Annotated in this window: 12 protein-coding genes; 5 read left to right on the top strand and 7 right to left on the bottom strand. The window is 61.1% G+C overall.

Annotated features, from left to right (window positions below):
• The first annotated feature begins 399 nt into the window (after window positions 1–399).
• Window positions 400–930, top strand: coding sequence for a hypothetical protein (locus C8N35_RS21360; RefSeq protein WP_107991767.1), 531 nt, complete (start codon window positions 400–402; stop codon window positions 928–930).
• A 258-nt stretch (window positions 931–1,188) separates the two neighbouring features.
• Window positions 1,189–2,511: a tail fiber domain-containing protein gene (locus tag C8N35_RS21365; protein WP_107991768.1), complete on the top strand. Its 1,323-nt coding sequence runs from the start codon at window positions 1,189–1,191 to the stop codon at window positions 2,509–2,511.
• Between the two features lie 134 nt (window positions 2,512–2,645).
• Here the strand turns inward: C8N35_RS21365 and C8N35_RS21370 are convergent, their stop codons facing one another.
• Entirely contained in the window at window positions 2,646–4,724 is a 2,079-nt protein-coding gene (locus tag C8N35_RS21370) for a hypothetical protein (protein WP_107991769.1), read from the bottom strand.
• A gap of 131 nt (window positions 4,725–4,855) precedes the next feature.
• Window positions 4,856–5,482: a GNAT family N-acetyltransferase gene (locus tag C8N35_RS21375; protein WP_245926917.1), complete on the bottom strand. Its 627-nt coding sequence runs from the start codon at window positions 5,480–5,482 to the stop codon at window positions 4,856–4,858.
• Here C8N35_RS21375 and C8N35_RS24300 point away from each other — a divergent pair.
• Window positions 5,438–5,752 (top strand): hypothetical protein, encoded by a 315-nt coding sequence (locus C8N35_RS24300; RefSeq protein WP_245926923.1) that lies wholly within the window; start codon window positions 5,438–5,440, stop codon window positions 5,750–5,752. The genes C8N35_RS21375 and C8N35_RS24300 overlap by 45 nt on opposite strands.
• A 29-nt stretch (window positions 5,753–5,781) precedes the next feature.
• Here C8N35_RS24300 and C8N35_RS21380 read toward each other — a convergent pair whose 3' ends face one another.
• Together C8N35_RS21380 and C8N35_RS21385 are read right to left on the bottom strand one after the other, a co-directional pair.
• Window positions 5,782–6,483: a class I SAM-dependent methyltransferase gene (locus tag C8N35_RS21380; protein WP_107991771.1), complete on the bottom strand. Its 702-nt coding sequence runs from the start codon at window positions 6,481–6,483 to the stop codon at window positions 5,782–5,784.
• Window positions 6,480–7,721: an aminotransferase class I/II-fold pyridoxal phosphate-dependent enzyme gene (locus C8N35_RS21385; RefSeq protein ID WP_107991772.1), complete on the bottom strand. Its 1,242-nt coding sequence runs from the start codon at window positions 7,719–7,721 to the stop codon at window positions 6,480–6,482. Before C8N35_RS21385 ends, C8N35_RS21380 begins: the two co-directional genes overlap by 4 nt.
• A gap of 159 nt (window positions 7,722–7,880) precedes the next feature.
• On the opposite strand from C8N35_RS21385, the gene C8N35_RS21390 reads away from it, so the two are divergent.
• Both C8N35_RS21390 and C8N35_RS21395 read left to right on the top strand, forming a co-directional pair.
• Window positions 7,881–9,068: an aminotransferase gene (locus tag C8N35_RS21390; RefSeq protein WP_107991773.1), complete on the top strand. Its 1,188-nt coding sequence runs from the start codon at window positions 7,881–7,883 to the stop codon at window positions 9,066–9,068.
• An 88-nt stretch (window positions 9,069–9,156) separates the two neighbouring features.
• Window positions 9,157–10,176: an asparaginase gene (locus C8N35_RS21395; RefSeq protein ID WP_107991830.1), complete on the top strand. Its 1,020-nt coding sequence runs from the start codon at window positions 9,157–9,159 to the stop codon at window positions 10,174–10,176.
• An 81-nt stretch (window positions 10,177–10,257) separates the two neighbouring features.
• Here C8N35_RS21395 and C8N35_RS21400 read toward each other — a convergent pair whose 3' ends face one another.
• The 3 genes from C8N35_RS21400 to C8N35_RS21410 all read right to left on the bottom strand — a co-directional run bounded on the left by C8N35_RS21400 (window position 10,258) and on the right by C8N35_RS21410 (window position 13,581).
• Window positions 10,258–11,178, bottom strand: a complete 921-nt coding sequence (locus C8N35_RS21400; RefSeq protein ID WP_107991774.1) for a pirin family protein — start codon at window positions 11,176–11,178, stop codon at window positions 10,258–10,260.
• Window positions 11,179–11,284: 106 nt separating this feature from the next.
• On the bottom strand, window positions 11,285–12,643 hold the full coding sequence (locus C8N35_RS21405; RefSeq protein WP_107991775.1) for a TIGR03808 family TAT-translocated repetitive protein: 1,359 nt from the start codon (window positions 12,641–12,643) through the stop codon (window positions 11,285–11,287).
• Window positions 12,644–12,879: 236 nt separating this feature from the next.
• On the bottom strand, window positions 12,880–13,581 hold the full coding sequence (locus C8N35_RS21410; RefSeq protein ID WP_210203638.1) for a helix-turn-helix transcriptional regulator: 702 nt from the start codon (window positions 13,579–13,581) through the stop codon (window positions 12,880–12,882).
• Window positions 13,582–13,704 lie beyond the last annotated feature (123 nt).

Raw genomic sequence — 13,704 nt, forward strand, 5'->3', positions numbered from 1 at the left:
CTTGTTCACCCCAAAATCCGGATCAAAATTCGAATGAGCATTTGCATTGAGCCGCCGGACATCCTGTTCGTCCCTGCTTTTTCCTGATGTAATTCCCGTTGAGAGGCACGTCGTGTCGGAGGGGCGGGGCGTTACACGCATTACGGCTAGGTATTTTGCCTGCCGGGCGAAAACTAGACTGCGTGCTTCTGATTGTTTTCTTAAGAGACATTGTTGGCAGTTGCGTTCGCGTCAGGTACACTTCCGTCACGTTTTCGCACGAGGGATGGATTCGTGCGGACGACGATGGGCTGTCGTCGTCTGCGTTTGGTCGATCCTGTTCGCGGGCGACATTTCCGCCTGAGCCATGGTTTGTTGTGTTTGCCGGGGGTTACCGGGAAGCGATGAGGAGGACGCGTGATGACATGCGGGAGTTTCGCGGACCTGATACTTGAGGTGCGGCAGGGCGACGCTGGCGCCATATCGCGTTGCCGGAAGGTATCCGGCGCCCCGCGGCGGTCATCGTTCGTACCGGTTCTGGCTGCCCTTGTCATCGCGGTGGTGGGGAGTTGGTCAGGCGCGGCGTTGGCCGAGAGCGACGACCTGATCGCGACCAACCGCTTTTCCGGCGCGACAGTCGGTTTCGATCTGGGCGGCGACTACCGAAATGTGACGTTGACGATCACCGGGCCGAACGGATTTTCGGTCTCTGCCCGGTCCGAGCGCACGGCTCCGGTCATCAATCTCAGGAAATTCGGAGAGGTCGAGGACGGGCGCTACAACTATCAGCTTACCGCTGCGACCTCCAAGAGGATCGTCGTACACGCCTCACTCGACAACGGTCGTGGCGATGCCGCCAGGACCGAGCGTTATGCCGGCGTCGCGGCGAGCGGCTCTTTCCTTGTGAAGGGGGGCGTCATCTTCCAGCCCACCGAGCAGGAGGAGCGCTAGCCGAAGATCAGGGGCGCTGCGCGCGACGTTGGAGCTGGTGCGGGCCGTCACTCTCGCCCCCTCGCTGAGCGCCCCGCACGGCTGGGCGCGACCGTAAGTGAGCGTCGCAGAAGGCGCCCGACCATGTCGTTGGAACGAGGCAAACGGCGGCGCGGATGGACAAAATGGGCCCTGAAACCCGGAGCGGACCGGGGTACGGGGCAACATGGACGAAAATAAACACCAAATGACCGGCGGGGGCCGGAGGAGAGAATATCTATGACCAAGCTTGCTGGAATGGGGCTGGCCGCAGGCCTGCTGATGTCGTCCGCGCTCGTTACCGGCGCCGCCCGGGCGGATCAGGTTTTCGCCGATGATGTGATCGTGCAGGGCAGCCTGTGTGTGGGCGTTGATTGTGTGAACGGAGAAAATTTCGGTTTCGACACGTTGGTTTTGAAGGAAAACAACCTTCGCATCTTCTTCAATGACACGAGCTCATCTTCCTCTTTCCCGAATGTCGACTGGCGACTGATCGCGAACGAAACCAGCAATGGCGGCGCGAATATGTTCGTGATCGAGGATTCGACGAATTCGAAGAGGCCATTGTGGATCGACGCCAATTCGCCCAACAATCTCCTCTATCTCAGCTCCGCCGGCCGAGTCGGCATCAAAACCTCGTCGCCGGCATTGCAGCTTCATGTGCGCGACGGTAACAGCCCCGGGCTTCGCCTGGAGCAGGACGGTTCTGCCGGTTTTTCGGCCCAGACATGGGATGTCGCGGGCAACGAGACGAACTTCTTCGTCCGCGATGCGACGAATGCGGGCCGCATTCCCTTTAAGATCGTTCCGGCCGCTCCGAACAATTCCCTCTATATTGCCTCCAACGGCAATGTCGGCCTCGGCACGGCGACGCCCGATGGGCCTTTCCAGGTCGAGAACGGCGTCGGGACGGACGATGATTTCATCGTGACGTCGTCGGGATTTGTGGGCGTCGGCACGAATGCGCCAGTGGTGCCGTTGCATGTCTACGGGACGACTGGTACGGCGGCCATTCAAATCGAGGACGCAAGTTCCACGAAGGCAGGGCGCGGTTTGCTGACCCTGAAGAATAACGGTGGTTCGTTCATCACGATGACCAACTCGAACACAAGCGCTTCCTGGTTCATTACCCACGAGAACGCCGCTACTGGCAGATTGCTGTTCACTCACAGTGGCGGTGGCGGCGCCGAAGCCTTGCTTGATCAAGACGGTAATCTGACGATCGCGGGGACTCTGACGGAGAACTCGGACCGGCGCCTCAAGACTGAGATCGTAAAAGTCGACGAGGATGCCATCCTGGCCAAAGTCGATGAACTCGATATCGCCGAATGGTCATACAAGACCGATCCTGACACACGGCATATCGGCCCGATGGCACAGGACTTTTATGCCCTGTTCAGAACGGGGGTCGGCGAGTCGAAAATTGCAACCATTGATACTTCCGGCGTTGCACTCGCATCGATCAAGGCTATGAGCCGGAAGCTGGCCGAGAAGGAAGCACGCCTGGCCAGGCTGGAAGCTTCGCTGATCGAGCTCAGGCGGCAACTGGACGTCCAGCATTAGAGTCTCCAGCGTTCAAGCGAACGCGGCGAAGAGTGTGCTTTAGCGCTCTCTGAAAGAGAGCATCGCACCGGTGAAAACCAGCGAACCGTCTCAAGCCGATCTGGATAAAGTCCTTTTCGGTCTGGGGCGGTTTTCTATTTGATATCAATACGATCGATGACCGCCCGCAATCGCTTCTGAAACATCGGCCAGGCACCGGTGAGATCCGTGCTGTCCATAAGTTCCTGGAGAGCTTCGACGCTCGAAAATTTCTTCCGCTGTCCGATGTAATGGAAGATCCTGACGTCCTCATAGCTGTCCATGCCCTGCGGATGCGGGTGGAGCCTGCGGATTTCGTCACCGGGCAGATTCATCGGAAAATTGTAGTTCAAGTGAATTGTTTCGCAGGGAATTGCGTGGCGCTCGATGGCGATGCAGTTGGCGATCTGTGAACCATATGGAGTGCTGAGCACGGTTCCGACGCGTTCCAGATCGTCAACAAATGTCTCTCCGACCCTTTCGAAGAGGGACCGCGGCGCAACAACAACGCCATAGTTGAAATAGGGGGGGCAATATCGGTGGTCCGGATCGTTGGAAAGGATGGGCGAAGGCTTGTCGCCAAAGATCGCATCCCAGTCCAGGCCCCAGCCCGTATGTTCAAAAGTCAGTGCGGGCATCGCAAGGCCCGCGGCTTCGTAGATCCGGCGCCACCAATCCTGACTGGTCGTACCGCGGAAGCGCTGAAACCCGAACGGGGAGACGTGTGCGATGAAACCGAGCATCGTTTGTGTCTGGTGGGCTTGGCGTAGAATGTCGTCGAAATCCCCCGCGACCAGCAGGTCGGCATCCACGAAGGCAACCACGTCGGCGTCTGATTCAATATGGTGCCGGTCAAATCCGGTCGCGTCGTAGGTCCATTTTCTGAACGTGTTGCGATCGACCCAGTGGAAATCGATGGGTCGCTCTCGTGTCCATTCATACTTCGCTTTGAGGTCGAAGGGCTCTTCATCCGCCCCGACCGAACAGACGAAGCGCCCTCTCTTTGCGAGTGGGCCGCCGAACACCTGGATCGACTCCATAAAGATCCTCACCATCCGCATGTCGGTGTCCGTCGGGCTTATGGGCAGGCGGAACTCGACGCTTGGAAACTTGTCTCGGACCACGGGAAGTCTCGAAACGAGGGCTTTGAACATCTGCATCGGTCCATTGTTCGGGAGGCGGGCATTTTGTGAGGGAGCGGAAGCGACCGGTCCGCTAGTACCGGCACTGGATGGCGAGTTGGAAGACCCGGTCAAACGGAGGTCTCTTACCCGCTGTCGGATCGCGTCCCTTTCCTCATCGCTGAAGCGCCTGCCTCCGAGATCCGCCGTTCCTTCGCCAATGTAGCGTTTCGTGAAGGCGAGGTTGCTGCTTGCAAACCGCGCGCGGAAGGAGCGTGCCTGGTCGCTGTCGAACAAGAGAGCGGGGATGTCGGAGCCCTGGAACGCGCGCGCGATTTCCCGACGCAATTGCGGCATGCTTTCGCTGTTGGTGCCATTGACGAGCCTAATGGCGGTCAGGGCCTTGAACCCCAATGCGGCATTGGTCTTTCCTTCGGCCGTACTCTCGCTCACCGTAGGCAGGCCGTTCGGATCAATATCGGGAATGCACGCAAGGAATTGCGTTACTATATCATTTCGCGATGCGTCGAAGATGCGACAGATTATTTTGTCATGTCCAAAGCACTCGACCCAATCAGCAATGTCGGCCTGGTAATCGATTCCTGCAAGTTGGGTATTGATGTATTCATCAAACGAACATGTCTCGTTTTTAACCTTCAGTATTTGATTGTATTCCGACTCCGCCACCTCGTCCTGCGAGCGGGCGAAGAATATTATTTTAATCTCCATCTCAGGCGACGTGCCATGGAAATAGTCTCGGATCCGATAAGGGGAGCCGAGAATGAAATTCTCCGAACTCATGAGGAACACCGGCGAGGCGGACGCGACAATTTCGCTGCGGATCGCTTGGCGAACGTCTTCCGGGTTCTCTGGGGAGATCATGTGGCGGGGAGGTTCGGCGATGAAGCTTTTGGCGAAATCCTGATGTCCAAGGCCGTTGTTGACGTCGCCCGCCCTAATATAGTGAACGCCCTGCTGCAGGAGCGTGTCGCGTTTCTGGGCTAGGTACCTTTGAATCGAAGTGGTTCCCGTTTTCCCTCGGCCAATGTGAAGGTAGATCGTCCGAATGGTCATTTAAATCTCATCTCAAGGGAGCCGATTCCGGAAAGGGGTGCTTATCAGTATAAGTTATAGTGAGAATCTTAAATAGAAAACATATAGACTTTGAAGTACTAATCCAAAGAGAATTGATCGAGATCATGGCTTTACGCCGGAGATGTGGTGGGTTCGCGATAGAGCGGGAAATATGCGCTTTTCGGATCGCATGTTCCCATGGTGAGTATTTCGTAGGTTCGTGGCTGGAGAACCGCGCCACAAAGAAACGCTGTTCGCGTTTCCCTCGTCCAGTTCTGTTTGAAGCGATAGAGGCCGCCGGACGTGTCATCCCGGGCACCGGCCACGCCGCCAAGATTGACTTTCTGGCATCCCAAGCGCTCGAACTCGCCGAGTGTCGCGTCAATGAGGCCGTAACTTGTATGGGCGGCCCGCGCCTCTTGCGATAGAAAGAACAGATGGGCATTGGCCGTTTCGCCATGTCGATAGCTCAGGATCGCGCCCAGGATGCGAGCCCCCTCCTTCGCCAGCACCAGAAGCGCGCCGTCGACATCAAGCTGACGGGCAATCGCATCACGGGAAAGGCGGGCGAGCCCGGTGACGGCGTGGTGGCGGATCGTCGTCTGATACATCGCCCACAATGCGTCCGCATTGTCCGCGGTGGCGGGGATCCTTTCGAAGGTCTGTCGCTCTCGGGCCTTGCGAACATAACGCCTCGCGGTCGCTGAAGTCCTTTGGCGCCAACCGGCTCCGACATCAACGACGAGGTGCGTTTTCATCGGGCGCAGGACGGGCCATCCTTCCAGGGCCGGCAGGCAAGTTGGGGCGGCAAAGGGATCAACGACGAAGACCACCGAAACGGCGCCGCTTTTTTCAAGGAAAGGGCGATCGAGTTGAAGTTTCGTCCAATCCGGGCACATGGTGTAGGGATAGAGGCCGACAAGGTCGAACAGATCATCCGCGATCGGTCGTTTCAGCAACGCGATCCTGCTTTCCGGCAGGACGACAATCTCTCCGAATTCTTCAAAACTCTTCGCATAGTCAGGTGAGAGATAGCCGGTCATGGCCGCAGCTTCATTCATGGCAGGCGCAGGACGATGTCAAAACGGTGGTTGGCTGCACGAAGCACCGGCGCGATTTCGTGAAACGAACATGCGATCCCGCGCGCGCGACAGACGCGGGCGATGTCTCTGCGTCTCCACCACGTGCCGATATGGTCTCGCCCGAATAACAGTCGCAGGAGGTAGGTCGCTTTCTGCCGCGGTGTCTTGAAAAATGTGCCGCGCCGGCTGCGCTCCGGCACGAACCCGAGGACGACGCAAGCACCACTTCTGGTACAGCCTGAAATGGAATCGATGAGATCGTTCAGTTGAGACTTCCGGAAGTGCTGAAGGGCAGCGTAGACAAGAACCTTGTCAAAGTGGTCGCCGGGCGGCCTTTCGGCGAGGCCATAGGTGAGAGCGTCGCCGACATCGTAGGAGATGTTAGCGGCAGCGGCGTGGCAACGAGCGGTCGCAATGAGGGCCGGTGTCAGATCTATAGCGGTGATCGAGCCTGCCCTGGGGGCCAGGCATCTGGTGATCGCTCCGTTGCCGCAGCAAAGATCCAGCAGGCGATCATCCGGCCGCAGGTCGAGAAGCTCGGCGATCCGCCCGGTTATATAGGCGAGCTGCTTCGCATCTATGGGGTGCCCCCCTTCGGTGTGCCCAACCTGGGACAGCAGGTCGTCCGGCGCTGTGTGAGCGACGCGTGCTTCGTAGAAGTCGGCGAGCTTGTTCATCCCAGGGCGGTCCGTCGCGGGTGGGGGGCTTTACCCAGTTCCGCCTGCACGGCACCTGCGTTATCTGCCAGGAAGCGGATGAGGTCGGCGATCGGTCCGATGCAATCTACCGGCATGGCGGCGCCGGCCGGAAAGACGATGATACGCCGGCTCGCCGCTTCGGTGTTTGGAAGTGCCCGGCCTGCGTCCGGATCAAGCGAGACATGTGGTTCACAGCGGTGGGAGCCGGGATGGAAATAGCGGCGTGCCAGGATGTTTTCCGCATTGAGAATGGCGAGGACGTCGTCTCGTGCCAGACCGAAAGCCTCCGCATCCAGTTCGGCGACTGCATAATGGAAGTTGCTCGCTTCCGCCGATGCGGGGGTGCGAAAGGTAAGTCCCCCGATGCCTCGAAGTTCCTCCGCATATGTCTCATGGCAAAGCCTGTTGCGAGCGACCGTGTCTGCAAAGGCGTCGAGGTTTGTCAAACCCATGGCGGCATGGATCTCGGACATCTTGGCATTCGTTCCGAGCAGGGCAACCGTGCCGTGGTCATCGAAGCCGAAATTGCGGATCTTGCGCAACGTATCGGCAAGCTTGTCGTCGTTGGTCGTGACAGCGCCGCCTTCGCATGTGTGGAAAGCCTTGGTGGCGTGAAAGGAGAAGATCTCGGCATCGCCGAAGCCGCCGAGCGGCTTGCCTCCACCGGTGCAGCCGAAGGCATGGGCCGCGTCGAAGAGAAGCGCGATCCCATGTGCCCGACAGATGGCGCTGAGACGCTGGATATCGCAGGCCTGTCCCCAGATATGGGTGGCTATGACCGCACTCGTGCGCTCCGTGATGAGACGTTCGCAATGATCTGTGTCGATCGTCATGGATGCCGGGTCGATGTCGCAAAAGACCGGGCGGATATTTGCCCATCGCAGCGTGTGAGCCGTGGAAATGAAGGTGAAAGAAGGAGTGATGACCTCGCCGGTGAGCCCCATCGCCTTCAAAAGCGCTGCCATCGCGATCGTGCCGTTGCACATCAGCACGCAGTTGCGCACCTGCAGGTGCCTGCTGAGCCGCATTTCCAGCTCTTGCAAATGCGCACCGTCATTGGAAAACCAGCGACTTTGCCACATTTCCGCGACATGGGCCTGGAAAGTGTCGAGATCGCCGACGTTGGGCCGGTTCACATGCAGCGGCCTTGCGGCCAGAGGCTTCCCGCCAAACAGCGCCAAATCACCGATATGTCGCTTGCTGTCGTATCGGGGCATCTCGAATTGTCCATAGGGAAGGAGGAGTCCGGCCAACACTGTCAGACAGAAAAAACTTATGCAACGTAATATGATTTCGCAAACCACTGATCAATCAAGGATTGTGCGGCCAAAGCAAACGGGACTATATTCCGTGCCCCATCGCAGGGATGTATGCCCATGAAGCCCACGAATTCCGTTTTCACCGGTCTCCCCACGACCGTGTTCGAAACCATGTCACGCCTTGCCGTGCAGCATGGCGCTATCAATCTTGGCCAGGGCTTTCCCGATGTCGACGGTCCGGAGGATGTGCGCGCGCAGGCCTCCGCAGCGCTGATGGCTGGCCCGAACCAGTATCCGCCAATGCTCGGCCTGGCGGAACTGCGCCAGGCGGTGGCGGAGACGAACCGGCGCTTCTACGGGCTCGACATCGACTGGCAGCGCGAAGTGCTGGTGACCTCCGGCGCGACCGAGGCGATCGCCGACTGCCTGCTGGCGCTGATCGAGCCCGGCGACGAGGTCATCCTCATCGAACCGCTCTACGATTGCTATCTGCCGATGGTGGAGCGGGCGGGCGGCACGCCGGTGCGCGTGCGGGTGACACCGCCGGAATGGGCGCTCGATCTCGATGCGTTCGCTGCCGCGATCACCCCGCGCACCAAGGCCATCCTCATCAACAATCCGATGAATCCGGCCGCCAAGGTGTTTTGCGACGAGGAACTCGCCGGCATCGCCCGGCTCTGCGTCGAACACGATCTCTATGCCATCTGCGACGAGGTCTACGAACACCTCGTCTTCGACGGCGCTCGCCATCGTCCGCTGATGACGTTTCCCGGCATGCGCGAGCGCACCGCGCGCATCGGTTCAGCCGGCAAGACCTTCTCGCTCACCGGCTGGAAGGTCGGCTATATCACCGCGGCGCCGGGGCTTCTCGACCCGATCGCCAAGGCGCACCAGTTCGTCACCTTCACCACCGCGCCGAACCTGCAGAAGGCGGTGGCCTACGGCCTTGCCAAGGGCGACGTCTATTTCGATACGCTGGCGTCAGATCTGGCGGCCAAGCGCGACCGGCTGTCCGACGGCCTGGCGCGTCTCGGCTTCGCTGTTCTGCCCTGTGCGGGCACCTATTTCATCACCTGCGACGCGGCAGGACTGATGCCGGGGCTCGGCGATGTCGAGATCTGCAGCCGGCTGACGGTGGAAGCCGGCGTCACGGCGGTTCCCGTCTCCGCCTTCTACGGCTCCGATGCGCCGCATAGCTTCATCCGTTTCTGCTTTTGCAAGAAGGACGAGGTGCTTGACGAGGCGATCGCGCGGCTGGAGCGCTGGATCCATGGCGCGATGAACGAGACGACGGCCGTCCTGTAGATCCAGTCCCGTCTCAAAGATCCAATCTTGGGAGGAACGCGCGGTTCCTTTCCTTAATCACTGCACCATCGTGTCGAAGAACCTGCTCATGTCCAATCCCGTCCTTGTTGAAGTCACCCGTGGCGATCTCGTGGAATCGCGACATCGCGGGGCGCTTGCCATCCTCGATGCAGACGGGGCGAGTGTCGTGACCCTTGGCGATGTGGCCCGGCCCGTCTATCCGCGTTCGGCGGTGAAGGCGCTTCAGGCGTTGCCGCTGGTGGAATCGGGCGCTGCCGAGGCGCTGGACTACGCGCCTGCGGAACTGGCGCTCGCCTGTTCCTCTCACAATGGCGAGCCGGTTCACGTCAATGCCGCCCGCGTCATGCTGATGAAGGCGGGGCTCGATGAGGATGCGCTGGAATGCGGGCCGCAATGGCCGCGGCTGGAGGCCGACAGGCGCGCGCTTCACCTCGCCGGCGAGGAGCCTTCGCCGCTTCACAACAACTGTTCGGGCAAGCATGCGGGCTTTCTTGGCCTTGCACGCGTGATGGGCGCGCAAACGCGTGGCTACGTGAAGGCCGACCACCCTGTTCAGCAAGAGATTCGCGCGGTTCTGGAGGCGATGACGGGGGCCGCGCACGGGCAGGACGTTTGCGGCATCGATGGTTGTTCGATCCCGACATTCGCCGTCCCGCTGACCGGGCTCGCCAGGGCCTTCGCCGTCTTCGCGACGGGGGAGGGGCTGGAGGCGGGCCGCGCCGGGGCCTGTCAGACGCTCTATGAGGCCTGCACCGCCAACCCGCACATGGTTGCCGGAACGGGACGTTTCTGCACCGACGTGATGACGGCCTTCGGTGACAGGGTCTTCGTCAAGACCGGTGCGGAGGGTGTCTTCTGCGGCGCCATTCCCGAACTCGGCCTCGGCATTGCGCTGAAATGCGACGATGGCGGCACGCGGGCCGCCGAAGCGATGATGGCGGGTGTGATTTCGGCGCTGCTTGAGGCGGACGAGGATCAGGCTGCGGTTCTGAAGGGCTTCAACGGCGCACCGGTCGCCACGCGCCTTGGCGTCGTCGCGGGCCATGTCCGCACGGTCGATGGATTTGCGCAGATGGTGCGGACGTAGGAGGGATCGGGCGGACCATCCGTCGAGACAGAGCTCACGCGCCTGCTCAGGATGGTCCGCCCACTCTGTTTCTTCATGCCATTATCGGATGATCGCGTTGTCCCTGATGAAGGTGCCGTTCTGCAGATCGCGCACGGCCTCCACCAGTTCCTCGCGGGTGTTCATGACGATCGGCCCGTGCCAGGCGACCGGCTCCTTGATCGGAGCGCCGGAAACCAGCAGGAAGCGGATGCCCATTTCACCGGCCTGAACGACGACTTCATCACCTGAATCGAAGACGACCAGCGTGCGGTTGCCGCTCTCGTCGCGCACGTGGACCTCTTCGCCGTTCACCTGTTTCTCGGTCAGCACGCCGAAGGGATCGGAGGCATCCCGGAAGCTGCCGGAGCCCTCGAAAATGTAGGCGAAAGCCTGACGGTAGGTGTCCACGGGGAAGACCTTGCGCTTTCCCGGCGGGACGAAGATGTCGAGATATTGCGGATCGGCCGCGATGCCGTCGACCGGTCCCTTCTTGCCCCAGAAGTCTCCGACAACCACGCGCACGGTGGTACCGTCGTCGTCGACGATCTCGGGGATCTCGCCGGCGGGGATGTCCTGATAGCGCGGATCGGTCATCTTCAGCCGCGAGGGCAGGTTCGCCCACAGCTGAAAGCCGTGCATGCGGCCCTGCGCATCGCCCTCGGGCATCTCCTGGTGCATGATGCCGCTGCCGGCCGTCATCCACTGCACGTCGCCGGCACCAAGCGTGCCGCGATTGCCGAGGCTGTCGCCGTGATCGACGGAGCCGGCGAGCACGTAGGTGATGGTTTCGATGCCGCGATGGGGATGCCACGGGAAACCGGCCAGATAGTCCTCCGGCCGGTCGGAGCGGAAATCATCCATCATCAGGAACGGATCGGTCAGCGAGGGATCGCCGAAGCCGAAAACACGGTTGAGCTTCACGCCGGCACCTTCCAGCGTCTGCTGGGTACCGGAAATCTGCTTGATCGGACGGATGGACATGGGCCACCTCCAAGCATGAGGAACGTTGTTGGCCCTTAAGATGGGGCATACGGCCGGAAGCACCAGCCTGCCACGGCTGAACGCACCGTTCACGGTGGCTGAACCTTCAGCTCACCCGGTTGCCCGCGACCGTCAGATGCGGCCAGTCCTCGGGACCTCTCGCCAGGTCGCCCGTCGCCCTCTCGTTCCAGCGGTAGCCGACAACGGCGCCGTTTTCCACGCCGGAAAGAATGTTGTTCGCGATCACGGTCGAGCGCGCGCCCTCTGCCACCGAAACCGCGATGCCCACGCCCGCCTTGCGGATGACGTTCCCGGTCGCGGTCACATTACGCAGATAGGGCCCCCAGCCGAGCACCATGCCGAATTCCGGCGCGTTCTCGATCACGTTGCCTGTGACCGTTGTATCCGCCTCCACCGCGATGCCGATACCGCGACCCTGGTTCGGATCCTCGTAGGGGATCGTGGTCTTCAGGTTGCGCACGATATTGCCGCTCACCACGGCGAGCCGGCCGTCGTGATCGAAGTTGGAGACGGAAATGCCGGTCGCCGCACCGTCGACGAGGTTGGCGGAGACGACGGCGCCCTGCGTGCCGAACTCCACGAAAAGCCCTGTTTCGCCGCTGCGAAGTGCCGTGTTGCCGGTGACCTGCACGTTCGAGCCGGCGTTGACGCGCACGGCGGTGAGGGCGCAATCGGAGATGTGATTGTCCGAAATGATCACCCCGTGCGCACGAAAGACATTGATGCCGTTGCCGTTCTGGCCCGAGCCGCCGTCACGCGCGGCGATCCGCTCGATACGGTTTCCCGAAACGATGGTGTTGTCTTCGCCCTCCTTCCAGCGGTGGACCAGAATGCCTCCATTGGCACAGTCGGTGACAATGTTGCCGGAAAGCCTGAGGCCGCGCGCCTCCACCGACCGGATGCCGGCCTGGGCCGCGCCGCGCACGGTGGTGTTCTCCACCCGGCCCGACGAGCGGTCGAGCGCGATGCCGCTTTGGGCGCTGCCCAGGACCTCGCAATCGGTGATGGCGACCGCCCGGGCCTGAACGAGATGCACGAGCGCGGGAGCGTACTCTCCAAGGCCCAGATTGGCACCGTCGAGCACCAGCCCGTCGAGGCCGACATTCTCCACGCCCTCGGCGAAGATCATGTGCCCGCCGCCGCGATAGACGAGACGTGTCTGACCCGGGACGCCGATGAGCCGGGTGCCCGAGGGAAGGCGCAGGTTGGAAACGGTGTAGCGGCCGGCGGGAATGTAGAGCGCCCGTCCGCCTGCGGCGGCAGCGTCGATCGCGCGCTGCAAGGCCCGGCTTTGGTCATCTGTGGCGTCCGGGCGCAGGTCGCGTGCCTCTGCCCCGAAGGAGCCGCGCATATCGGCGAGCCGGATCGCGGCGGTGGCCGGTCGTGCGAGGGCCGGTAGCGCCAGCGTTGCCAATGTGCCGGTGAGAAAGGTGCGACGCTGCATGGGGCCAACTCCAAAAACGGACGCAAAGACCGCAGGCAGGTGCCTTGCGGGACGCCAAATCGTTAATGGAGGATGAATGGCAAGCTTCGTGCCGTGCTCACCTGTGCCGGAATGGCACGCCATGTGCCGTGGGGCCGGGCGGAGCAAGGGAACAAAAAAGCCCCTCTCCAGGGGGACGGAGAGAGGCCAGGAGCCGACGCCGCCGAAGGGCGGCGGGCACTGTCGTAAGATGGCTGTCAGAGATGGATCTGGGCGTAGCGCAAGGCTTCCACAACAGTGTGGGTCTTGTTGGAAGCGTTGAGCTTGGAGCCCGCGTTCTGCAGGTGCGCGTGCACCGTGCGCTGCGAGATCTTCAGCAGCTCCGCGATATCGGCGGCCGTCTTGCCAAGCGCTGTCAGCTCAAGCACGCGCCGTTCTCGCGCCGAGAGATCGCCGGGACGGTCCGTGGAAACGACGCCCAACTGAATGAGACGGCGGAAGGCGACGGTGGCCAGCATGCTGAGCCCGGTAAACTGCTCCGGAGCGATTTCCATGTTCGGGCCGGCGCAGATGATCGTCGCCTGGAAGGGCGCAATATCGTCGACCGGCACGAGCAGGACATTGACATCGCCCTGGTTGCCGCCGGCCGCTTCCAGAAGCTCCGAATGCTCCGCGTCGCCGGTGTCCGACTTCCAGACGAAGGGGCGGATGGCGGAAAGCGATGCAAGCAGCACGCTGTCGGAAGGGTGTACGCCATTGAGTTCCGCGCCGTCGCGGCGCTTGTCCGGCCAGCTCATCCGCAGCACGAGATGATCGATCGGACGGTTCGGCATCGGCAGGCCGGTGATCAGAACATGCGTGGCGCCGTAATGACGAAACACGGTTTCAAGTCCGTCGAGCACCGGTCCCGGATCGGTCGCCCGATTGAGTTTTCGGGATGTCTCAAAAAGGTCGTTCATTCCGTCCATGTTATTGGCCTTTCTGATCTTGGCTCATGTCGGGCTACGCTAGTAATCGCGATCGCTAATCCGGTAATTGCGTTCAAAATGCGAACGTCGAGTCCGTCATTGGCGAAAAAGGCA

It is taken from the genome of Breoghania corrubedonensis (assembly GCF_003053845.1).
Classification (GTDB): Bacteria; Pseudomonadota; Alphaproteobacteria; order Rhizobiales; family Stappiaceae; genus Breoghania; species Breoghania corrubedonensis.